The 21861-nt window shown below is 38.6% G+C and carries 24 protein-coding genes; 9 read left to right on the top strand and 15 right to left on the bottom strand.

The window, feature by feature from the left end; all coding sequences use genetic code 11:
- Positions 1–43: 43 nt before the first annotated feature.
- The 7 genes from F3D3_RS05445 to F3D3_RS05415 form a co-directional block, all read right to left on the bottom strand.
- Entirely contained in the window at positions 44–1363 is a 1320-nt protein-coding gene (locus tag F3D3_RS05445; RefSeq protein ID WP_069871906.1) for an APC family permease, read from the bottom strand.
- 95 nt (positions 1364–1458) lie between these two features.
- Positions 1459–2109 carry a class I SAM-dependent methyltransferase gene (locus F3D3_RS05440; protein ID WP_069871905.1) on the bottom strand — a complete coding sequence of 217 codons (651 nt, stop codon included), beginning with the start codon at positions 2107–2109 and terminating at the stop codon, positions 1459–1461.
- Entirely contained in the window at positions 2099–4402 is a 2304-nt protein-coding gene (gene helD / locus F3D3_RS05435) for an RNA polymerase recycling motor HelD (RefSeq protein ID WP_069871903.1), read from the bottom strand. The genes F3D3_RS05440 and helD overlap by 11 nt, the downstream gene beginning before the upstream one ends.
- A gap of 322 nt (positions 4403–4724) precedes the next feature.
- Positions 4725–5147 (bottom strand): arsenate reductase ArsC, encoded by a 423-nt coding sequence (locus F3D3_RS05430; RefSeq protein ID WP_069871901.1) that lies wholly within the window; start codon positions 5145–5147, stop codon positions 4725–4727.
- Between the two features lie 16 nt (positions 5148–5163).
- The gene (arsB, locus tag F3D3_RS05425; RefSeq protein ID WP_069871899.1) at positions 5164–6225 is read right to left on the bottom strand and encodes an ACR3 family arsenite efflux transporter; all 1062 of its coding nucleotides are present in this window, start codon (positions 6223–6225) and stop codon (positions 5164–5166) included.
- A gap of 69 nt (positions 6226–6294) precedes the next feature.
- Positions 6295–7932, bottom strand: coding sequence for an FAD-dependent oxidoreductase (locus F3D3_RS05420; protein WP_069871897.1), 1638 nt, complete (start codon positions 7930–7932; stop codon positions 6295–6297).
- Between the two features lies 1 nt (position 7933).
- Positions 7934–8254: a helix-turn-helix transcriptional regulator gene (locus F3D3_RS05415; protein WP_069871895.1), complete on the bottom strand. Its 321-nt coding sequence runs from the start codon at positions 8252–8254 to the stop codon at positions 7934–7936.
- A 216-nt stretch (positions 8255–8470) separates the two neighbouring features.
- Here F3D3_RS05415 and F3D3_RS05410 point away from each other — a divergent pair, with 216 nt between their 5' ends.
- Genes F3D3_RS05410 through F3D3_RS05380 form a run of 7 tightly spaced genes read left to right on the top strand, consistent with a single transcriptional unit; the run spans position 8471 to position 12653 of the window.
- The gene (locus tag F3D3_RS05410; RefSeq protein WP_069871893.1) at positions 8471–8821 is read left to right on the top strand and encodes a metalloregulator ArsR/SmtB family transcription factor; all 351 of its coding nucleotides are present in this window, start codon (positions 8471–8473) and stop codon (positions 8819–8821) included.
- Between the two features lie 37 nt (positions 8822–8858).
- The gene (locus F3D3_RS05405; protein WP_069871891.1) at positions 8859–9863 is read left to right on the top strand and encodes a permease; all 1005 of its coding nucleotides are present in this window, start codon (positions 8859–8861) and stop codon (positions 9861–9863) included.
- A gap of 20 nt (positions 9864–9883) precedes the next feature.
- Positions 9884–11059, top strand: a complete 1176-nt coding sequence (locus F3D3_RS05400; protein ID WP_069871889.1) for an MFS transporter — start codon at positions 9884–9886, stop codon at positions 11057–11059.
- Positions 11060–11102: 43 nt separating this feature from the next.
- A complete protein-coding gene (locus F3D3_RS05395) occupies positions 11103–11585 on the top strand; it encodes a permease (protein WP_069871888.1) in 483 nt (160 codons plus the stop codon).
- Positions 11582–12118, top strand: a complete 537-nt coding sequence (locus tag F3D3_RS05390) for a permease (RefSeq protein WP_069871886.1) — start codon at positions 11582–11584, stop codon at positions 12116–12118. Before F3D3_RS05395 ends, F3D3_RS05390 begins: the two co-directional genes overlap by 4 nt.
- Before the next feature lie 39 nt (positions 12119–12157).
- A complete protein-coding gene (locus tag F3D3_RS05385) occupies positions 12158–12397 on the top strand; it encodes an ATP-binding protein (RefSeq protein ID WP_069871884.1) in 240 nt (79 codons plus the stop codon).
- Positions 12398–12422: 25 nt separating this feature from the next.
- Entirely contained in the window at positions 12423–12653 is a 231-nt protein-coding gene (locus F3D3_RS05380) for a thioredoxin family protein (RefSeq protein WP_069871883.1), read from the top strand.
- Positions 12654–12834: 181 nt separating this feature from the next.
- On the opposite strand, the gene F3D3_RS05375 is transcribed toward F3D3_RS05380, so the two are convergent.
- The 7 genes from F3D3_RS05375 to F3D3_RS05345 all read right to left on the bottom strand — a co-directional run bounded on the left by F3D3_RS05375 (position 12835) and on the right by F3D3_RS05345 (position 18040).
- A complete protein-coding gene (locus F3D3_RS05375) occupies positions 12835–13281 on the bottom strand; it encodes an arsenate reductase ArsC (RefSeq protein WP_069871881.1) in 447 nt (148 codons plus the stop codon).
- 142 nt (positions 13282–13423) lie between these two features.
- Positions 13424–13777 (bottom strand): DUF134 domain-containing protein, encoded by a 354-nt coding sequence (locus tag F3D3_RS05370; RefSeq protein ID WP_069871879.1) that lies wholly within the window; start codon positions 13775–13777, stop codon positions 13424–13426.
- Positions 13778–14006: 229 nt separating this feature from the next.
- Positions 14007–14363 (bottom strand): NifB/NifX family molybdenum-iron cluster-binding protein, encoded by a 357-nt coding sequence (locus tag F3D3_RS05365; RefSeq protein ID WP_069871877.1) that lies wholly within the window; start codon positions 14361–14363, stop codon positions 14007–14009.
- Positions 14360–15919, bottom strand: coding sequence for a glutamate synthase-related protein (locus F3D3_RS05360; protein WP_069871875.1), 1560 nt, complete (start codon positions 15917–15919; stop codon positions 14360–14362). Before F3D3_RS05360 ends, F3D3_RS05365 begins: the two co-directional genes overlap by 4 nt.
- Before the next feature lie 4 nt (positions 15920–15923).
- Complete coding sequence (locus F3D3_RS05355; RefSeq protein ID WP_069871873.1) at positions 15924–16826, bottom strand: 4Fe-4S binding protein; 903 nt, start codon at positions 16824–16826, stop codon at positions 15924–15926.
- Complete coding sequence (locus F3D3_RS05350) at positions 16823–17662, bottom strand: 4Fe-4S binding protein (RefSeq protein WP_069871872.1); 840 nt, start codon at positions 17660–17662, stop codon at positions 16823–16825. Before F3D3_RS05350 ends, F3D3_RS05355 begins: the two co-directional genes overlap by 4 nt.
- Positions 17663–17677: 15 nt before the next feature.
- The gene (locus F3D3_RS05345; RefSeq protein ID WP_069871869.1) at positions 17678–18040 is read right to left on the bottom strand and encodes a NifB/NifX family molybdenum-iron cluster-binding protein; all 363 of its coding nucleotides are present in this window, start codon (positions 18038–18040) and stop codon (positions 17678–17680) included.
- 217 nt (positions 18041–18257) lie between these two features.
- Between F3D3_RS05345 and F3D3_RS05340 the strand changes: the two genes are divergently transcribed.
- Entirely contained in the window at positions 18258–18548 is a 291-nt protein-coding gene (locus F3D3_RS05340; protein WP_069871867.1) for a DUF5320 domain-containing protein, read from the top strand.
- 124 nt (positions 18549–18672) lie between these two features.
- On the opposite strand, the gene F3D3_RS05335 is transcribed toward F3D3_RS05340, so the two are convergent.
- A complete protein-coding gene (locus F3D3_RS05335) occupies positions 18673–20688 on the bottom strand; it encodes an FAD-dependent oxidoreductase (protein ID WP_069871865.1) in 2016 nt (671 codons plus the stop codon).
- 207 nt (positions 20689–20895) lie between these two features.
- Here F3D3_RS05335 and F3D3_RS05330 point away from each other — a divergent pair, with 207 nt between their 5' ends.
- Complete coding sequence (locus F3D3_RS05330; RefSeq protein ID WP_069871864.1) at positions 20896–21822, top strand: LysR family transcriptional regulator; 927 nt, start codon at positions 20896–20898, stop codon at positions 21820–21822.
- The last annotated feature ends 39 nt before the right edge of the window (positions 21823–21861 follow it).

Below are 21861 nucleotides of genomic sequence, written 5' to 3'. Positions count from 1 at the left end.
TTTTTATAAATATTTCTTTAAACACGGTCAACAATCTCTCTGACTAAGCTCTAGTCTTACTCTTATGCATATAATAAAATGGAAGTCCTATAAGCGTGATCACGATCCCAATTATGGCACTTTGCATATCGCCAAGGAAAGTACTCACAACCACATAGAGTCCGCCAATGATGCCCACAAGCGGGATTATAGGATATAAAGGCACTCTATAAGTCGTCACCAAGTGACTGTGTTTCTTTCTCAATATAAAGATCCCACCAACTGCCATGATAAAGAAGACCCACACCATAAACATTGCAAGGTTTGTCAACATTTCAAACGATCCAGTGAGGACATAAAGCGATGCTAAAACACCTTGAAATAATAAAACATTCGTCGGTGTATCAAATTTAGGATCAATTTTGCCAAGAACCTTTGAAAAAGGCAACATATTATCTTGTGCCATGGCAAACGGAATTCTAACGCCTGTCATCAAATAACCATTTAATGCACCCAAGATTGAGACCATAATGCCCACTGAAATAAAACGCGCACCAAAGCTACCAAAAAGACTCACAGCAGCATCTGTAGTCACTTGTTTCGACGCGATTACAATATCGTATTTAAGTACATTGATGATCGCCGTGTTGATTAAAATATAAACACTGATGATGATTAGAAGACCAAAGATAATCGCCCTCGGTAAGTCCTTACTGGGGTTTTTCATCTCTCCAGCCATGTTGCCCACACCAACCCAACCATCATAAGCCCAAAGCGTTCCCAAAATCGCAACGCCAAATCCAGTGAGGTTAAATACACCTTGCGTCGTATCCGCAATCGCTGAAATGCCAGAAGCTTTTCCCATAATTAGGCCCGCAACAATGATAATTGCAATAGGAATGAGCTTTCCAATTGTCGCCACAAGTTGCAATTTTGCGCCTAATTGTGTAGACAATACATTCAAAATAATAATAAAGAAAATAAAAAAAATAGCGCATAATTTTTGAGTTAATGCACTCATAGGCACAAAAAAAGTGGCTTGAGTTACCAAAACAATTGCAAGCGCCGCACTGACACCTGGCACATATAAAATAGATTGCATCCATCCAAATAGAAAGGCGATGCGATCATCATATAACACTTTTAGATAGGCAAAAACCCCACCGGTCTCTGGAATCGCTGTTGCAATTTCAGAAATCGTAAGTGCGGATGCCATGGTGATAAGGCCACCTACAATCCAAGCCATAATGCCCCATAAAGGAGAACCCGCGTTTGAGTAAACAGGTGTTGCTTTAAAGAAAATTCCCGATCCAATGACAACGCCTACAACCATAGTCATTGCTTCAAATAATCCAATACTTTTTTTCAAAGTATTATGTTCCATTTAGTCACCTCATAAAGTATTTTTTAGGCACAACATTGCCATTTTACCAGAGGCCTAATTCCGCGTCAATCTTTTTAAATTTTGCACATTACGCACTACCGCTCTTTTACAAAAGTAATATGCCTCTTATTGTCCGTATTTATGACTTTTAAGCCCACCTTTTTTGCGATGTATTCAAAAGTCTTTGGTGTATAAAAAGAAATATGTGTAGAGTCTCTAATGTAATGCCAACTGAGAAAACGAGACTCTTCGTTTGGATGAAATAAAGTCATTATCGCCAAAACAGCATCATCCTTCATCCATTTAGCAAAGTTTTCAAAATGAGGCATCGGATTTTTAAGATGTTCCACAACTTCTGTTGAGGTTACCAAATCGTATGTTTTGCCTATATGCGTTTTCTCTTTTGCATAGAAGAGGTCGTATATGTCCATTTCGTAGCCGTAGTCTCTTTCAAGGATTTGTGCCAATACAGGTGATGGACCGCTTCCAAAATCAAAGGCTTTTTTGCCATCACCTGCATATTTTATAACCGCACCCTCTATAAAGTTTTTAAAAAAAGCCACATACCTAGAATCTTCAATTGAATTGTTATGGCACTCATAGATGCGAAACTCTTCTTCTACTGATACATGATCGTTTTCATCTTTTGAAATAAATTCACATTTTTTACATTTGTGATAATCCCCAAATTTCGGGTGCTTTATTAAAATTGTCTCTGAATTACATATTCCACAGTTAAGATACATATTCTCGCCTTTCTATAGATTCTTGATAATACGCTATACTATCTTTAAGCCCTATGAGCGCAATGCGATGCATCGCCCTAGTCATTGCCACATACATGAGTTTAATATCTAAGGCTTCTACTTGATAGGTTTCATGAAGCGTGGTAATAATCACCGCATCGAATTCAAGTCCTTTTGCCAAGTGTGCAGGAATCACTAAAATTCTGTGGTCAAAATGAAGCGTTTTTTCATCGATCAAAGCCATATGAAATGCTTCTTCTTGTTTTTTTATAAGTTTAAAGACTGCCTCAGCCTCTTGTGTGGATTTGGTGATAATCGCCATGGTTGTCAACTTCTCAGATTGCCACTTTTTTACTTGTAAAATGATTTCACAGATGATTTCAGAAGCCGTCTCCAAGAAGTTCAAAATTGGCTTCACGCCATGTCTAACCACTGGCTTTGCCTTGATGATATCAGGCATTTTCAATTGGCTTAAAACATAATTGGCCTCATCCATGATTTCTATGGTCGTTCTATAGCTTTGCTCCAAAGTCAAATAATTGGTTTGAGTTTTAAAAATATGCTGATTGAGATAGTCCCAATTCTCTATGGAGCGATACATATGGATCGCTTGAGATAAATCTCCCAGTATTGTAAAACGCTCTGTATTAAGCACCTGACGTAAAACATAGAACTGAAAATCACTAAAGTCTTGAGCTTCATCTATAACCACCATTCGAACGGCTAAGTCATCTTCTAATCCATAAGTTTTACTTTTCAAATAGACCAGCGCCGCTAAATCCTCAAGTTCATAAATTTTCTTTTCATTTTTATATGCAAGTGTTTTAATATAGGTTAATGCTTCTGAAAAAGTATCATCCACAGCATATTGATGGATATTCTTTTGAAACTCCAAGTAGAAACCCAATAGATCATTGTTTAAAAACTGATCCATGTATTTTTTCACTGCTGTCTTTGAAATTTTAGACAGTTTATCCATTTTAAAATCTCGTGTTTCCATGAGCGATACGATTTTTAGTCGTCTTGCCTCAGAAGGGGGTTCTCGTTCAAGGATTTGATCGATTTCTGAGGTGATGTCACCCTCAATTTGCTTTATAATTTCTTTTGCTCGGGTTCTCGTTAAATTTGAGAGGTATTTTTTTATTCTTTCCACGCGCTTGAGCAAAGGCTGATACTCATAGGCTTCAAAAAAAAGCGCTTCTATCTCAGTTGAGCGCATCAGTAAAATATCATCTAAATAATAATCATGCCCTGGTAGAATTCTAGTCTCCAGCATCGCCAGATATTTATCCAACATCGATTTCATGATCATGCCATTTTTAAGTGCTGCTGCAGTTTTTAAAGTATGCTTTTCGTCTGTGCTCATTGCATCAGAATCTGTACGAATCAGCTCATTGAGCTTAATACTACTGTCTGTCATTTTAAGTTTTTTGCCGATGAGCTGATGCATTAAATCAATATAAGTGGTTTGCTTAACCTTATTGGCACCAAGTTCTGGCAACACACTTGAAATATAATCTAAAAAAAGCGTATTGGGCGCTATGATCATAAATGCCTCAGGTGAAAATTTATCCGCATACGTATAGATTAAATACGCAATACGATGTAAGGCGATGGTGGTTTTCCCACTCCCCGCTACCCCCTGAACGATCAGCGGCTTATCTATATCTGCTCTTATAATTTGATTTTGCTCGGCTTGTATGGTAGAGACAATATCTTTAAGCTTCTCCCCTGCATGACCTTCTAAAGAGGCTTGCAAAAACGTATCTGTCGTGGAAATGTCCACATCCATAAACGAAACCAATTCACCTTCTTCAATCGTGTATTGCCTTTTAGTAATTAACTCAATGGTATGTTCCTCATGAGCTGCCGTATAGCTTGCTTTTCCAAGTCGTCCATCATAGTAAACACTGGCAATCGGCGTTCTCCAATCGATGACGAGTGGTATTTCCATGCTCTCATCAAACAAAGAAACTTTACCAATGTAAAGCTTCTCTTGAAATGCCTTTCCATTTTGTTTGATATCCATCCTTGCAAAGTAAGGTTTCTTTCGTGCATATAGAAGCATCTCAAAATTTTTCTCAAGTTCATCCAATAGTTTCGAGTTTAACATAATACTGGAATAACTCAAACTGCTGTCTAGAAAATCCAGATGGATATAGGCATCCTTAATATCTTCTTTAAATTTGATCCGATTCTCCACAACAGTGCCAATCGTGTTCTCTAGATATGTTTTTGTCTCTTCGAGTCTTTCCTTTTCTTCTGAAAAATCTTTATGGTTATTTTTAGGCATTCATTTAATCCTTTCCTGTTTTGTTCACTTCCTGTTTTGTTCACTTTCTCATATTCAAAGGTTCCCTTTTTAGTCCACTGATCTATGTATATTGTTTTCCTTTTTCATCAAAGCGAATCTTTTCCATTATAACACAGAATCATTAAATGCCAAACATTAGGCTGAACATCTCTGCTCTTTACCGGACGACTAATGCTCTAAATAGAGTTCGGGGGTCAAAAAAGAGCAACCCCCTACCTATTGATGCACTTACGAGAAGTACGCGCTACAACATAGGGTAGAGGGTTTGTGTTAAACTGGATTTTGACACACTATCACAATATTATAAATCAAGCACAATTTGCTGAGTTCTAATTTGATCTGCTAACAATTTTACATTGGCTTCAATCTTGTCAATGATTAATTTAAAGGCTTCATCAGATTTCCCACTTGGATCATCTAAGCCCCAATCCGCCTCATATTGACTTGGTAAGAAAGGACATATGACATTACAGCCCATTTTGATAACAATATCTACCTCTGGAATTTCAGTGAGCAGTTTTGAAGATTGGGTTTTTTCCATATCAATTTTATAGAGATCTTTAATTAATCTTACAGCGTCTTGATTGATCTGCGGCTTCATTTCAGTGCCCGCTGAATAACTTTCAAAGACATCTCCTGCGAAATGTTTACCAAGTGCCTCTGCCATTTGGCTTCTACAAGAATTGTGGACACAAATAAATGCAACTTTTGGTTTTCTACTCATATTTTTTACGCTCCTCTTATACTTTATTTTTTAGGGGTTCAAACCAGCCTTTAGTCGAGTTTGCAATCTTTACAAGGATAAGCATAACAGGCACCTCCACCAAAACGCCTACAATTGTTGCAAGTGCAACAGGACTCGTCGCCCCAAATAGTGAAATGGCAACTGCCACTGCTAATTCAAAGAAATTGGATGCGCCAATCATACCCGCTGGTGCAGCGATATCATGGGGCAATTTAAGTGCTTTACTTGCCAAATAGGCAATGAAGAAAATTAGGAAAGTTTGAATGGTAAGTGGAATTGCAATCAACAAAATATGCAACGGATTGTTTAGAATTACATTGCCTTGGAATGAGAAAATAATGATCAAAGTCAATAGCAAACCACCAATGGTAATGTTATTGAACTTGGGAATGAATACGTTTTGAAAATATTCAAGTCCTTTATGCTTGGTAATAACATTTCTGGTGAGCACACCTGCACTCAAAGGCACTACAACAAACAACACCACCGAAAGAATTAACGTATCCCAAGGTATAGACACACCACCAACGCCAAGTAGGAATGCGACAATCGGTGTAAACGCCACAAGTATGATTAAATCGTTGGTTGCAACCTGAACCACTGTATACGCTGGATTTCCTTTTGTTAAATGGCTCCAAACAAAAACCATTGCCGTACACGGCGCAGCTCCTAGTAAAATCGCGCCTGCTAAATAATCCTTTGCCAAGTCCTTAGGAATGAAACCCTTAAATACAACAAAGAAAAAGAAATAAGCTATGCCAAACATGGTAAAAGGTTTAATCAGCCAGTTTGTAATCCATGTTACAAAAAGACCTTTTGGATTCTTACCCACATACTTTACACTATGAAAATCAACTTTGAGCATCATTGGATAAATCATTAACCAGATTAAAATCGCAATAGGGATAGAGACTTTTGCATACTCAAATTTGCCTAAAAAAGTAGGGATTGCTGGTAAAAATCTGCCGATCATAACGCCTACCACCATGCAAAGTGCCACCCAAACCGTCAAATATTTCTCAAAAAAACTAATGCCTTGTAATTTTTCTTTGCTCATAACTGACCTCCTCGTATTTCACATAATTTAACAGTAACTAGAAGCGTTACAAGAACAATCTTCTGTATATTATTCATTATGACCACTTCCTTTATAAAATTTGTGTCCTCCAGATAAATTGAAAACCGATTTAAACCCTTTATTAATGAGGATATTCTGAGCCGCATTTCCAGTAACACCTTTATTGCAATAAGTCACTGTTGGTTTTTCAGGGTCTAGTTTTTTTAAAGCTACCCTCAATTCAGCATGCGGTATATGGATTGCCCCTTTCACATGCCCTTTGGTTTCAAAATCCTCAAGACTTCTTGCATCAATGATTTGATAAGCCGTTTCACCGCTACACACTTCCTCTGATGTGATGATCTTTCTACCTCTGTTTATAGCGTTATCCAAAATCATACCCGTATAGTGGACAGGGTCTTTTGTTGTGGAAAAAGGCGGTGCATAAGCCAAATCCAAATGAAATAGTTCCTCGACTTTCGCTTTATAAGTAATCAAAGTAGCAAACACATCAATGCGTTTATCCACACCTGTAGTCCCGATAATTTGAACGCCTAATAATCGCTGTGAAGCTCTATCTGCTATGGCCTTGATCACCATCTCTTCGCCATGAAAATAACTTGGCTTATCTGGTTTTATATTGTGTGATATTTCAATGTCATATCCCTCATCTCGCGCTTCCTTTTCAGATAAGCCTGTGGAAGCAATTGTTAAATCAAATAATTTAAAAATCCCTGTGCTCAAATTCCCTTGATATTCGAGTAAGCCTCCTGTTAGTGCATCTCCAGCAATTCGGCCTGTTTTATTAGCGGTTGATCCCAGCGGTCTGTATACGGGCTTATTGGTAATCGCAGAGTATGTTTCAATACAATCCCCACAAGCGTAAATATCAGAGACATTTGTCTTCATCTGTTTATCCACTTTAATAGCGCCTGTTTTGCCAAGTTCTATGCCTATTGTAGTCGCTAATACCGTATTGGGTCTAACGCCAGTTGCCATCACGACGAGATCGGCCTTTAAAGTATTGCCGCCATTAAGGGTTATCTGTTCTGCTTCTATTTTAGCAATACTTTGCGACTTGATGATTTTTATACCCTTTTGTACGAGTGTCTTTTCAAGAAACATAGCCATATCTTGATCTAAATTAGGGGTGATCTTATTTGCAACCTCTACTATGGTTACTTCTATATTTTGATGCATCAAGTTTTCGAGCACTTCAAACCCTATAAAGCCAGTTCCAGCAATTACTGCATGTTTCGGTTTTTTTACATCGATAAAATGCTTAATCGCAATGGCGTTTTGAACATTTCTAAGGCAAAAAACATGTTCCGAATCAATGCCCTCTACACGAGGAACAAATGGGATAGCTCCTGTTGCAAACACAAGCTTATCGTATGTGTCCGCAAATACGCTTCCCGTTGAAAGATCTTTTACCAAAAGCGATTTTTGTTCTGGATAAATTTCTAAAACTTCATGTAAAGTCTTAACCTCTATATCGTATTTTTTCTTAAAAAAACGGGCATCTCTCGGTGTGAGTTCTTCAATCGCTTCAATCTCTCCGCCAATATAATAGGGTAGCCCACAACCCGAGTAGGAGATATCTTGATCTTTTTCATAAATCACGATTTCAGCTTGGTCGTCATTTCTTCTAGCCTTAGCTGCTGCCGAAGTTCCCGCTGCAACAGCACCAATCACCACAATCCTCATCTTATACCCCCACTTCACAGATACACTGTATCTGCTCACTGTATTTTTTTGTTAATAACTGCTTTAATTTTTCACCTGCCGCTACAGCACCTTGATTAGATAAAGCATAATAGGACCACTTTTTATCTCTTCTGACTTCAACCACACCACTTTCAACCAATATCTTCATATGATGGGACAGTGTTGATTGACAAATAGGGAGTTCATCTTGTAATGTACAACCACATTTTTCACCCGTTTGAAGTAGCTCCAGTATTTTCAATCGATTTTCATCGCAAAACGCTTTAAAAATTTTAACATTTAATTCATACTGTTCAGACACATTTACCTCCTCATATCGAAATTTATCAATGCGTTTAGTTTATTATACTATTCAAATCGAAATTTATCAATATGTATTGTTTGACTTTTTCAAAATGTTGCCGATTTCATATTGACAAAAGAAAACAGCAGGTGTAATATGAACGTATCCCCATATGTGCATATGTGGATTTAATTAAATAACATTGAAAATTTGCACAGGTGAAAGGAGTTGCTTATGAATCAATTGACCAATATATTCAAATTACTCTCGGATGACACGAGATTGAGAATGATTTTACTCCTGTACCAACAGGATTTATGCGTTTGCGAAATCAGCGGCATTTTAAATGCGCCCCAACCCAGAATCTCTAAAAATCTATCTAAGCTTAGAGATCTAAATCTTGTCCTGGATGAACGCAGAGAGAAATTTGTTTTCTATACACTTAAAAAGGACAATCTACTTTTAACACAAACGCTTAAGCAAATTTTGGATGAAATTGAACTCTATCCTCAAATTCTCAGAGACTCTGAAAACCTTGTGGATAAAGAACAGTTTCTCAATCAAAGCTGTCTAATTTGTGAATAAATAATAATAATAATAATAATAAAGGAGAATCACTTATATGTATATTTTCGAATGGCTTAACAACCAACTCTTAAAAATGGAATGGCTATCAAATCTCGTTAAATTGCTTGTGGAAAACGTATTCGGATTAAGCATCTCAGATCGATTGGGGGGCAGCATTCATTTCTTTATTTACGATGTCATCAAAATTTTTATTTTGCTTTCTGTTTTAATTTTTTCAATTTCATACATTCAAAGCTTTTTTCCGCCTGAAAGAACGCGTAAAATTCTTGGACGATTTAATGGCATTACTGCCAATATTCTTGGTGCTTTACTTGGAACCATAACACCATTTTGTTCATGTTCCTCTATTCCAATTTTTATTGGCTTTACAAGTGCAGGTCTTCCAATCGGTGTTACGTTTTCATTTTTAATCTCATCCCCTCTGGTAGATTTGGCTTCTGTACTTTTACTTGCCAGCATCTTTAACTGGAAAATTGCTTTTGCATATGTCGTTGTTGGTCTTGTTCTTGCCGTAATTGGGGGATCACTCATCAGCAAAATGAAGCTCGAAAAGTATGTTGAATCCTTTGTCTATAGCAACAAAGTCATGGACGTCGAGCAAGAAGAACTCACTGTTAAAGATCGTGTGCATTATTCCAGAGAACAAGTGATCGAAATCATTCAAAAAGTTTGGCTCTATATTTTGATCGGTGTCGGCATTGGCGCTGCAATTCACAACTGGATACCTGAACCTGTTATATCTGCAGTATTAGGACAAGATAAATGGTATTCAGTTCTCCTCGCAACGATTGTGGGTGTTCCCATGTATGCAGATATATTCGGAACACTTCCTATTGCCGAAGCACTTGTCCTTAAAGGCGTTGGCATTGGTACTGCATTAGCCTTTATGATGGCTGTCACAGCACTTTCGCTTCCGTCGATGATTCTTCTCAAAAAAGTAGTAAAAACAAAACTTTTGCTTACTTTTGCTGGCATTGTCACTATCGGTATCTTAATCATTGGTTACACCTTCAATGCCTTTGGTTATCTGCTCATTTAACTTTAAAGAGGAGTTTTCACATGAACAATAAAAACAAAATGATTATGCTTTTAGGCTTGATGGCCTTTTTGGCAAATGGTGACAACTATGCCGCTGCACCACTCATCCTAAATATTGCAGGTGACCTCAATCTCACGATTGATGTCGCTGCACTTTCAGTAACTGCTTATATGCTCTCTTTTGGGGTATTTACTCTTATATTCGGTCCCCTTTCTGATCGCTTTGGGAAGGTTAAAATCATCAACATCGCTGCCCTTGGAACAGCTGTATTTAGCATGTTGGGCGCTTTCGCCTTCAATCTGCCATCATTGATCTTTTTCAGAGCTATGAATGGCGCTTTCGGGGCTGGTATTTTCCCAGTGACGATGGCTCTTGTTGGGCAAAGTTTTGATAATGAAAACCGCCATAAAGCCCTTGGCAAAGTCATGGGCCTTATGTTCCTTGGCGGCGCTACTGCAACTGCCATCGGCGGTGCACTGGCTTATTTTGGCTCATGGCGAATCGTCTACCTCGTCTATGGTCTTGGTGAACTCATTTTAGCAGTTGTAATGCTCAAAACGCTTGAAAGAGATCAACCAGTGGTCAATGAGCTCAATTTCTTTAAAGCCTATAAAGAGCCCCTTATGAATTACCGTTTTATGAGACTTGTAATCACTATTTTCTTTGTAGGTTTTAGCGTATTTGGAAGCTTCACCTACTCTGGAAAACTTCTACAAGACGTAACAGGATACAATATATTTATCGTCGGTCTAATACTCTCATTATTTGGTGTTGGCACCGTCATCGGTGGTCGGATTGCCCCCCAACTTAAAAAAACCCTTAAGCATGGTTTCCTCATATCTGCTGGTGTAATAGGTGGCATTTCCCTCTTTGCACTTTCTGCCTATTCAAACGTATGGATTCTTGGACTTGGTTTATTTGGCTTTGGTGTTGCCTTTATATTCTTGCAGTCGACACTTATTTCAGCTGCTCAGGAAAAGTTGCCAAAAATGCGTGGCACTGCAATGTCTTTAGCCTCATTCAACATGTTTGTCGGTGGTGCAGTTGGCACCAGTTTCAATGGTATGATCATGAAAACATCTGGTCCACAGACGATATTTTACAATGCCGCTTATGTCATCTTTATTGTAGGCATCCTCGCGGCTCTGTTTATCGCAAGATTTGAGATGCGAAAGAGTCAAGGCTACTATAAATAATGCAGCGTTATGCTGTCGATCTACTGAGAAAGCGGGTGATCTCTTGAACATTGCCTTATATATAATCACATTCATACTCTTAATAATCTCTTATTCAAAGGATAAAAAAAAGACAAAGACAGCTGTTAAGAAAGCTTGGAAAGCTTTTGAAAATATACTCCCCGAATTTCTGGTTGTTATACTGCTCGTCGGTATATTACTCGCTGTTATTAATCCACAATTGATTTCAAAAATCATTGGTGCAAATTCTGGATGGTTCGGTGTTATACTTGCATCCATTATTGGATCCATCACTTTAATTCCAGGTTTTATAGCCTTTCCCACTGCGGCTCTACTTCTTAAAGGGGGCGCTGGCTACATGCAAATAGGGGCTTTTATCTCTACACTCATGATGGTGGGGATCGTGACGCTTCCCGTTGAGATCAAGTATTTTGGAAAAAGAACGACCTATATGCGCAATATTTTAGCCTTTATCTTTTCCCTTTTCGTCGCTGGAATCATCGGATGGGTGGTGACAATCTTATGAAAAATTCAATCAAAAGGTACAGAAGTTTTTTAAGCGTTCTTACTGGGCTAATTGTACTTACTCTAATAAATCGAGAAGTCGGGTTAAAAGCGCTTAGCGTCACTGCCTATTCTTTTAAAGAAATGGTTACAGTCATTCCACCCATTTTTCTTTTGCTCGGTCTGCTGGATGTTTGGGTTCCAAGAGAAACTATGGTAAAATATATGGGTGAGGGCTCTGGTCTTAAAGGCATACTGCTTGCGCTTTTTATCGGTTCTGCAGCAGCTGGACCGCTATATGGGGCTTTTCCAATAGCTGCCGTCTTTATGAAAAAAGGAGTCTCTTTTAAGAACGTTCTCATATTTATCGGTGCGTGGTCCACAACGAAAATTCCCATGTTTTTATTTGAAATGGCATCTTTGGGTGCAAAGTTTGCGGTTACGAGACTTTTAATTGATATTCCAGGCATCATAATCATTGCCTATGTGCTTTCAAAAATCATACCACAAAATGAAGTGAAAGTGCTTTATGAAAAAGCAGCGGCAAGTGAATAAGATCATATAAATTATTTTTAATTTCAGGAGGTTCTTAGAATGTCAAAAAAATGGTATCCTGTCATCAACTCTGAAACTTGTATCGAATGCGGTGCTTGTATTGAAAAATGCTCTCATGGCGTATATGGAAAAAATGTCACTCAGCCTGCTGTCATCAATCCAGATGGGTGCATCGATGGTTGTAGAGGCTGTCAAAAGTTATGCCCAACAGAGTCCATCGATTATGTTGGGGATGTTGGACAAGAATCAAGCTGTAATTGTAACTGTACGTGTATATAAACCACTACTATGAGGAGGATTATTTATGATTATTAAAGTATTAGGCACAGGTTGTGCAAGCTGTAAGAAACTCGAAGCGCATACACTTGAAGCTGTAAAGGAACTTGGTATTGATGCACAAATCGAAAAAATTGAAGATGTTCAGGGCATCATGGCCTACGGTGTGATGAAGACGCCTGCACTTGTGGTGGATGAACAAGTTAAAGTGATGGGGCGTGTGCCTTCAGTTGCTGATATCAAGCAATTACTAAAATAAGAAAAAAGCAGCAATTTATGAGAAATTTCATGAATTGTTGCTTTTTTTATAGAAACATGATCGTCTACAGCCACGCCATCAAAGCGTATACTCAGTCCGCTTCGCTACCTTCGTAACACTTGCACAATCCTATCGGATTGCATTCAGTGGGCGTTTGCACGCCCACTGAATTAGGAACATGTCAATCTAAATTGTATTTGCTCTTAAGGTCTTCAATTAAACCGAGCACATTCGCCTTAATTTGATCTCTTACCACTCTCGTTTTCTCAAGACGTTCTTCCTCAGTGCCTTCAAAAGAAGAAGGATCATCTAAACTCCAATGGATCATTTCTCTAACGCCTGGAAAAATAGGACACTTTTGGCCACTCGATTCATCACAAACCGTAACAACATAAGTGTATAATTTATGGTTTTTAAAAAATTCAAAAACACTATTGACTTCATTCTTTGAAATATCAATTCCAATTTCGTCCATAACCTTCACAGCCAAAGGATTTAAGGTTCCTTTTTCTATACCTGCGCTTTCCGCGATTGCAAAAGCTGCGCCATAGTCATTTAAAAATGCTTCTGCCATTTGACTTCTGGCCGAATTATGAACGCATACAAATAAAATTTTAACGGGCTTCATAAAACCTCCTATAAAAATATGATGTCACATCGACAATGTTCGATTTGTATTATTGTATCATCATACTGTCAAATTAAAAAAAGGTTTATGTTAAATCTGTGTAAAATCCTCTAATGCGCCCTAAACAGCCTTTAATAGATCATCATTTCATGCCACCTCTGCGTCTATTACAGCTTCCACCGCCACATTCCTTTTCTTGCCCTTCACAAAGTTTATAATCGCCACCCTCAATTCTAAGCGTTTTCCCATTCACTAGGGACTCTGCTATTTTTCTTCTTGCTTCGACGTATATCCCTTGAACCGTGGTACGTGCAACATTCATTTGAGCCGCACACTCTTCTTGTGTAAAACCTTCCAAATCTATCAATCGAATCGTTTCGTATTCATCAACTGTCATCGTAATAACGAGGTCTTCATTCAGCAATACGTTTAGTGGCCCGTATTCGTTACTTTCTGGAAGCTTGCATACTTTCCGCCACTTTCTGGGTCTAGCCATTCACTCTACCTCCTCCAACTTATCCATAAACATTCTATTCATCTTAAATTATAAAGTATTTAGGGCATATGTCAATAATTGCATTTGATTAATTACTGATATATGCCTTAAATGGTTGTATCAAAATAAGGCCATAATAACTTACCTTATGACCTTACAAAGATAAAACTCTACTTTATGCACTTTTGACTTTTGAAAGTGTGTCAAAAGCCAGTTTCGCACGAACTCACTATTCGCCGCATGTATCATGATGCTGATGCTCATGACAAACAGAGCCTGTGGATTTTAAATCTCCCGCTAAATACGATTGTGCAGCTTCTACTGCTGTGCCTTGAGCTCCGATGATGACTTCAATATTTTTTTCATTGAAGATATCAATGGCACCACCGCCCATGCCCCCAGAAATGATCACATTGACGCCTAACTCATTGAGATAGTTCGGTAAAAACCCTGGTTTATGTCCTGGATTCGGGACTTTTTCGCTTTTGATAATTTTTTGATTTTCCGTGTGATAAATATGAAATACTTCACAATGTCCAAAATGTCCTGTTACAACTTCACCATTACTTGCTACTGCAATCTTCATAAACTGCCTCCTCTGATTTCTGATTCTAATCGTTGACTGTACGTCATTATGCCCGAAACGCTTGAAGCCTGTGCCGTTAATGCGACAATATCCTCACGGTTAATGTGTTCTAACGAAAATTTTCGGTTAAGCGCCATAAGCTGCTGAAGCCCAGTTGTAACGCGCTCCATGTAAGAATAAAGCCCAATTGCACCTGGCGGTAGATCACATGCCGCCTCACCTACGATTTTTTTAAGCCTTTTTACGCCTTCAAATACACTTTCGATACTGTCGCCATAACGCTCATATTCTTTTGGCACATTTCCTGCCAAAATCGATTCACCTACTAATTTTCCAACTGTTGCCGCTGCCATGGCTGCTCGACCAATCCCCACAAACTGGATAAAGGGTGCGCCTAATGCCAAGCCTTTAAACACATGATCTTCCGTTGAAAAACCGCCTGTAATCGCCACTTGAGGTAGATAATAACCCTTCGTATCCATTGCTTTCAAGAGATCATAGACCATGCTTTCAAGAGATACCGTTGGTGCACCCCATTCGTTCATCATTTTAACAGGGCTATTGCCAGTGCCACCACTTGCACCATCAAAAGTCACTAAATCTACTTCTGAAAGAGATGCCACTTTTAAAATCGTAATCAAGTCTTTAGGGTCATAAGGACCTGTTTTAAAACAAATGTGTTCAGCGCCTAATTGTCTCAGTTCCAAAACACGCTTTTTAAGGGAATCCTCTGTCCACATGGGCAGTTTACCAATCTTTTCAAACGTTTGACCGATGCCTTTTTTATAATCTTCTGCAATTTTTTCATCTGACGGATCGGGATAAATCAAATAGCCCATTGATTGATAACGGAGCGCTTCTTCTATAGACTTCACGCGCCCCATGCCCTGAATGCCCTTTGCGGCTTGACCAAATTTTAATTCAACGGATTTTACCCCTAATTGAGTGATGGCGTATTCAAGCACACCAAGGTTTTCATCATCTACATTGGCCTGAAGGATAATTTCCCCATAGCCATGATAATGTCTTCTGAAAGATTGAACCATCTCTTCTAAAAGTGGTGATTCAACCACTTTTCCAGCTTCTAATTTTAAATTGGGGTCTTTTGCGACAACATCTTCACCAATAACCACCAATACACCTGCAAGTGCTGCGCCTGCAAAATAGTCTTTCCAATTAAGCTTGGCCATTGCAGGCAATATAATAGGTGCCTTTAAAAGTATTTTTTGCTTGTTTCCAAATGTGATCTCCGTATCTGCTTTTGGGAAAGTGGCTTTCTCTGAATCCGCCTCACATCCCCAAGCGCCGAAGACCCTGCCGTTGATATTGAAGTGAGAGAAATCCAATGGATATATTTTTTCAGAAGCAAATTGGTAAACATCTGTCGCAAAAGGATAGATTGCTTCGGATCCCCTTATCGCTGAGAGACCAATCTCACACGGCCCAGTACAATTTGATGTACATACCGAACACATCCCAGAGGGCGAAGTCAAATGATTGGGTGTTCGCATATGTGTGTTTGTAAGTGCACTGCCTAAAGATTTGCTATAAGACATGTCACTACCCCCTACTGATTTTAAACAAAGTGTTTTCTTCTTTTAAAAGCATCGCCATTGATGCTTCGTAAACTAATTTAACAGCTATCTTGGCAGCACAATCTACGTTGGCTATGCTTAACCCTGCATTAACTGCTTTTACAACCTCTGAATCAAATGGTATTTTACCTACAAAATCAAGCCCCATTTCTTTGCAATAGGCTTCAATTTTCTCGGATAAACCTACATTAGTGTCGAATTTATTGATACACACCGCAATTTTAGGCTGAAAGATTTTGGCTGTCTCCACAATCCGCTTCATATCACTAATTCCAGAAACGGATGGCTCTGCAACAATCAAAACCATATCTACACCACTAATCGATGAAATCACTGGACATCCAATGCCAGGAGACCCATCTATAATAGCAAAATCAACACCTTCAATGCCTTCTATAGCTGCTTTCAATTTTTTCTTCACTTCTGTTACCAACATGCCACTGGTACCACTGCCCATTTTCAACTGCGCTGTCGAAAAAGTGGCCATCCCTCTAAAAACCTTTAAATCACCTGCTTTTGCTGGCCGCATTTCGATAGCATTTACCGGACACATGCGCTCGCAAACACCACACCCCTCACAGGCCATTGCATCCACCACATAAGCCTCTTTATGACTAATGGCATCAAATCTACAATGTGTTTGACATAAGCCACAATTCATACAGAGCCTCTGATTGATCACCGCTTTATCCATCCCAAAGTAATCAAAATGATCTTCTTGATCAAAACCTCTTTTAACGAGGTGAAGATTAGGTGCATCGACATCACAATCCGCAAAGGCTTTCGCATTTGAAAACTTAATAAATGCAGATGCAACTGTCGTCTTGCCAGTGCCACCTTTACCACTTAAAATCAGTAATTGCTTCATCTGGACACCTCTTTTTCAATTTTATTGAGAATGACCTTAAATAAATCAGAGTATTCAGCACTCACTCTGGTTACAATGGTCCCATTCGAGTTAATTGCGCCTAAATTTTTATCAAACGGAATTCGCCCAATAATGGGAATATTGTTGCTCGCGCAAAAATCCTCTGACGGATTTTCACCCTCAATGCATTTATTCAGAACACAACCAAACGGTTTATTAAAAAGCTTTACGAGTTCATATACCATGCTGAGATTATGACTTCCAAATAAGGTTGGTTCTGCTATGAGCACACAATAATCTGCATCTTTTATACTTTCCATCACCATACAGGAACTACCCGGTGGACAATCAATCACGGTGCTTACAGCATCCCATTTATTGAGATTAAGTAATTCTTTAATGATGGGGATGCCAGTTTCCTCGCCCGTATTTAATCGCCCCGTCATCACTTTAACGTTATTAGACTGTCCCGATTCGATGACACCGATCACTTTATCTTTTTCTTTGATGGCGTGTTCTGGACAAATCAAACTACATCCCCCGCAAGAATGACAAATTGAGTCAAAGACCTTCACTTTTTGATTGATAAATGCAAGTGCATTAAATTTACAAAATTCAACACAGGCTCTACAACCAATGCATTTATCGTAATCCACTACAGGAATTTTAACTAAAATTTCTTTTGTAACCCTATCTTCTGGTTTAAAAAAAAGGTGCCCATTGGGTTCTTCAACATCACAATCTATGTAGACGGACCTCTCAAAGACAGATGCTAAATTGACTGAAACAAGTGTCTTCCCTGTGCCACCTTTCCCACTTAGAACTGCAATTTTCATACAGACCCTCCGATTCTAACGATGTTGATGTAAGCCTGCGTGAACTTCTGTAAGCGCGGACAATCCATTTTGCTTAAACAATTCAATGTTCTCTTTTATAGAGGTACCATTGGTCTTATAAATCGTCACACCTGCCTCAACAAGCACTTCAGAAGCATTTTCACCACATCTTGGTGTCAATAAAGCATTTACTGCTTGATCCACTACTGCTTGTGCCGCTTTTATACCTGCGCCACCTTGGCTCGCTGCTGCACTGTTATCCAGAAATGAATGTACTTCATCTTCTGTATTGTAAATTAGAAAATAAGGTGTTCTACCAAAAGACACACATACTGTTGAATCTAAATGCTTATCCTCTACGGGAATTGCAATTTTCATATATTTCCTCCTACTGTTTTAGGCATATGCCAGTTACATTTTCATTATACTCTATTATAGGCATATGTCAATAACACAGATAAAATCATTCTCTCAACTTCCTCTAAAAATTTATTATAGTTTAAAAAATAATCTCAAATAGTTATTGACATATGTCATATACAAGGTATAATAGAATCATAAGCGACATATGTCAACAACTAAAGGAGGTGATATTATGCCAAGAAGAGATGGAACAGGACCAATGAGCGCAGGCGCATTGACAGGAAGAGGTTTAGGCAATTGTAAAACTGCTGAAAATGAAACTCAAAACACTGCCAATCAATCTGTAGTCACACCTGCAAGAGGACAAGGCCGTGGAAGAAATTGCACGGGTGGTCAAAAAGGTGGTCAAGGTCAAGGTCAAGGTCAAGGTCAAGGTCAAGGTCAAGGTCAAGGTCAAAGCCGAGGCCAAGGTTGTGGTAAAAATAACGGCAGAAGATTTGGTCGAAATGCGAACAACCAATAGGATGTGCGTGTAAAAACTTAATCTGTTGATCCACATTGCTAAAAATCCCCCAGTCATATTTAAACTGGGGGATTTCTCTATAAATTGGGCCAACTCATGTCTGCTTACTTCACACTTATTGAACTTAAATCACTGAAATTGCCACCTCATAGCCTGCATGTACAGCATCGCCTACTTTACCCACTTCTTCACAATCTCCAATAAAATGTGTTTCAATATCGCCTGTCATAGCCTTGACTAATATCACAGCCTCTTTATTTGGCATCATTCCAAGCGAGTAAACACAAGTGTCAGCAGTAATTTTTTTGACTTTATCCTCGCACTTAATGACAAGACCATCCTCTTCAAAAGAAAGCACCTTGGCATTTAAAATTTGCTTAACACAGCGTTTATCCATTTCATCTAAAAGTGCATTTCTATAGTACCCAAAAGTTTCAAACGCCATCATATGCTGCATGTCCACCACAGTAACCTCATGACCATGGTTTGCTAAATGAAGCCCCACTTCACAGCCCACAAGACCACCCCCTGCAATCACGACTTTCTTTCCTATTTTATCCATGTTTTTATAGGTGTCCAGTGCATTAAAGGCTTTATCTATGCCCTTAATATTAGGTTTTACAGGATATGCACCTATTCCAACAATAATTTGATCGGGCTCAACCTCTGTAATAATTTCTTTTGAGCAAGGTTCATTCATACGAATATCTACTGCAGACGCTTTAACTTCTTGGACCAATAGGTTTTTAAAGTTTCTCAGATCTATTTTATCTTCATCAAAATCCGTAAAGTTGATAATGCCACCGAGTTGATCTGTCTTTTCAATTAAAACGACATCGTGTCCTCTTTGAGTTGCCGTAAGAGACGCTTGTAAACCTGCAATTCCAGCGCCTACAACGAGTATCTTTTTCTTTGACTCTGGCGTCGGTTGCTGATCTTCATACCATCTAAAACCCGAATTTGGATTGATCGCACAGCGTCCCATGGAAGCTGGACTGTATATTTTTTTGACTGCTTCAGGCGAGAGGCCTTTTTCCCAAAGTGGCACATCTGTTTTATGCTCGCAGAAACCTGGATAGCATGAGAAACAACGCACACATTTTCTAATAGAGTCTTCTTGTCCACTAAATGCTTTATTTGGAAATTCTGGATCAGCAAATCCTTGACGCCCTAATGCCACAAAATCCACTTTGCCAGCCTCGATGATTTTATCTGCAAACGCTGGATCGTTGATGCCCCCGATGACAGCCACTTTTGAATGCTTTACAGCCGCTTTTACTTTTGCAGCATGTTCTACATTTACGCCGTGTTCATCAAAAAAATCTGAAAAAGTTTGCGTCATATTACCAGCCCACTTCAAGCCATTTGACACGTGAATAATATCCACCAGACCATCAATCTCTTTGCAAAATGCTACCATGTGATCGATGGTCATACCGCCTTCAATCCCATCTTCAGCAGACATTCTAAATTCTATAATCATATCCTCGCCAACACCCTCGCGTACCGCCTTTATGATTTTTTTAGGAAAACGCGCTCTATTAACCATACTGCCGCCGTATTCATCTGTTCTGTGATTCGTCATTGGAGAAACAAATTGCTGAATATTAAAGCCATGTCCACCATGGAGTAATACACCATCAAAACCGCAAGCACGAGCAAATTTTGATATTTTTGTATAATCTGCGCAGATTTTAGCCATCATTTCTTCATTCAGCGCATTGACTTTTACACCATCTTTACGCACGTATTCATCTGGTCCCCAAGGTTCGTATGGCGCTTTTGTTTCAGCAACAGCGCCTTCATGAGAAAATTCTAAATAGGCCAGTGCACCATACTTTTTAATCCGATCCGCATATGCCTTTACCTTTTTAAAATCCTCACCAGAATAATCCTCCATATCAATATCACGTTCCATAAAAAGAGTTGTTCCTTCTTGATTGTTCACAGGCAATTCTCCTGTTGAAACAGCTGCAAACCCGCCTTTGGCTCTATTTTCAACCATGCGATAGACATTCTCCGCAATTTCAGGAATAAAAAAAACAGAATGTGCAAACAGCGTTGGGGCAGCAATAAGTCTGTTGCGATAAACTTTACCTCTAATGGTCATCGGTTTTTCTAGATACTTAAATTGACTCATAATAGACTCCTTTTTCCTTAAATTCGCAGTGAGCCGTCTTCACGATTGAAGCGCATTACGATTATCATTTCTTTAAATCTATTGTACTGTTATCTAATTAACAAAGTCCAATTCTGTTTTTTTATTTAATCATTCCAATTCGTAATCCTTGATGATAAACTATAAAAAAAGACATTTTAGTGTTATGTATTGGGGGCGTTACTTTTTATGTATAAGATCAATTTTGAAGAAGTCCTGATTTTTCTAACGGTTGCTGAACACAAGCACTTTAGCAAGGCGGCTCAGATCCTCTATATTTCTCAACCCACTGTGACTAAATGGATTATTCACCTTGAATCGGAACTCGGGTTGACACTCTTTAAACGGAATAGCAAATCCGTCACCCTAACCCCCGCTGGGGAACAACTCTATCGTCAATGGAAAGATTTATATGCATCTTTTCATACCAGCATAAAGGATGTCAAACTCAGCATACAAGCAGAGCAATCTACACTAACCATAGGCGCTCTATATGGCTTTAATTTTGAAAACACACTTTTTGAATGTATTAGTGAATTCGAAAATCAGTATTCAAATATTAAAATTGACTTTAATATTTACCCTTTCTCAGAATTAAACGAAAAGGTCAATAAACTTGATGTATGCTTCTCAACAAATTTTGAAACAGAAAATCTCACAGGATTTCATCAATTTTTAATCGATAAAATAGATCTATTCCTTGCTGTTTCCAAAGATAATCCGCTATCCAATCGTCCTTTTGTACGACCTGAAGAAATCAAAGATGAAATATTTTTTGTTTTTTCTACGCAAACTTCTCCTACAGGGCTAAAACACATTGAAGCAGCTTTTAAAAAACATCATATTACGCCTAATCTCGTAGTTGTAGATAATATTCCGAGCCAGCATATGAAGATTCTCCGAAACAAGGGGGTCTCGATTACAAATAAGCACTTTATAAAAGGGTATGAAGATGTCATAACGCTCATTGAATTAAAAGACTTTCCCGTTGAACTCTACCATGTGTGTGTCTATAATCCGAAAAGTGCCTCAAAAACAGCTCAACTATTTTATGATTTTATGACTGCCTACACATTAAAAAAACGTCAATCCACTGAAGATCAACGCTTTCTTTAAAGTCTATTATGATTTAGGAGGCTCATTGGCTCTTATGGG

Origin of the sequence: Fusibacter sp. 3D3, assembly GCF_001748365.1 — a bacterium.
Lineage (GTDB): Bacteria > Bacillota > Clostridia > Peptostreptococcales > Acidaminobacteraceae > Fusibacter_A.
This window is presented reverse-complemented; position numbering and strand designations above follow the sequence as displayed.

Excerpts from the sequence above, each read along its gene's own strand:
- F3D3_RS05445 (WP_069871906.1), bottom strand. The coding sequence starts at position 1,363 with ATGGAACATAATACTTTGAAAAAAAGTATTGGATTATTTGAAGCAATG.
- F3D3_RS05440 (WP_069871905.1), bottom strand. The coding sequence starts at position 2,109 with ATGTATCTTAACTGTGGAATATGTAATTCAGAGACAATTTTAATAAAG.
- helD (WP_069871903.1), bottom strand. The coding sequence starts at position 4,402 with ATGCCTAAAAATAACCATAAAGATTTTTCAGAAGAAAAGGAAAGACTC.
- F3D3_RS05430 (WP_069871901.1), bottom strand. The coding sequence starts at position 5,147 with ATGAGTAGAAAACCAAAAGTTGCATTTATTTGTGTCCACAATTCTTGT.
- arsB (WP_069871899.1), bottom strand. The coding sequence starts at position 6,225 with ATGAGCAAAGAAAAATTACAAGGCATTAGTTTTTTTGAGAAATATTTG.
- F3D3_RS05420 (WP_069871897.1), bottom strand. The coding sequence starts at position 7,932 with ATGAGGATTGTGGTGATTGGTGCTGTTGCAGCGGGAACTTCGGCAGCA.
- F3D3_RS05410 (WP_069871893.1), top strand. The coding sequence starts at position 8,471 with ATGAATCAATTGACCAATATATTCAAATTACTCTCGGATGACACGAGA.
- F3D3_RS05405 (WP_069871891.1), top strand. The coding sequence starts at position 8,859 with ATGTATATTTTCGAATGGCTTAACAACCAACTCTTAAAAATGGAATGG.
- F3D3_RS05400 (WP_069871889.1), top strand. The coding sequence starts at position 9,884 with ATGAACAATAAAAACAAAATGATTATGCTTTTAGGCTTGATGGCCTTT.
- F3D3_RS05390 (WP_069871886.1), top strand. The coding sequence starts at position 11,582 with ATGAAAAATTCAATCAAAAGGTACAGAAGTTTTTTAAGCGTTCTTACT.
- F3D3_RS05385 (WP_069871884.1), top strand. The coding sequence starts at position 12,158 with ATGTCAAAAAAATGGTATCCTGTCATCAACTCTGAAACTTGTATCGAA.
- F3D3_RS05380 (WP_069871883.1), top strand. The coding sequence starts at position 12,423 with ATGATTATTAAAGTATTAGGCACAGGTTGTGCAAGCTGTAAGAAACTC.
- F3D3_RS05375 (WP_069871881.1), bottom strand. The coding sequence starts at position 13,281 with ATGAAGCCCGTTAAAATTTTATTTGTATGCGTTCATAATTCGGCCAGA.
- F3D3_RS05370 (WP_069871879.1), bottom strand. The coding sequence starts at position 13,777 with ATGGCTAGACCCAGAAAGTGGCGGAAAGTATGCAAGCTTCCAGAAAGT.
- F3D3_RS05365 (WP_069871877.1), bottom strand. The coding sequence starts at position 14,363 with ATGAAGATTGCAGTAGCAAGTAATGGTGAAGTTGTAACAGGACATTTT.
- F3D3_RS05360 (WP_069871875.1), bottom strand. The coding sequence starts at position 15,919 with ATGTCTTATAGCAAATCTTTAGGCAGTGCACTTACAAACACACATATG.
- F3D3_RS05355 (WP_069871873.1), bottom strand. The coding sequence starts at position 16,826 with ATGAAGCAATTACTGATTTTAAGTGGTAAAGGTGGCACTGGCAAGACG.
- F3D3_RS05350 (WP_069871872.1), bottom strand. The coding sequence starts at position 17,662 with ATGAAAATTGCAGTTCTAAGTGGGAAAGGTGGCACAGGGAAGACACTT.
- F3D3_RS05345 (WP_069871869.1), bottom strand. The coding sequence starts at position 18,040 with ATGAAAATTGCAATTCCCGTAGAGGATAAGCATTTAGATTCAACAGTA.
- F3D3_RS05340 (WP_069871867.1), top strand. The coding sequence starts at position 18,258 with ATGCCAAGAAGAGATGGAACAGGACCAATGAGCGCAGGCGCATTGACA.
- F3D3_RS05335 (WP_069871865.1), bottom strand. The coding sequence starts at position 20,688 with ATGAGTCAATTTAAGTATCTAGAAAAACCGATGACCATTAGAGGTAAA.
- F3D3_RS05330 (WP_069871864.1), top strand. The coding sequence starts at position 20,896 with ATGTATAAGATCAATTTTGAAGAAGTCCTGATTTTTCTAACGGTTGCT.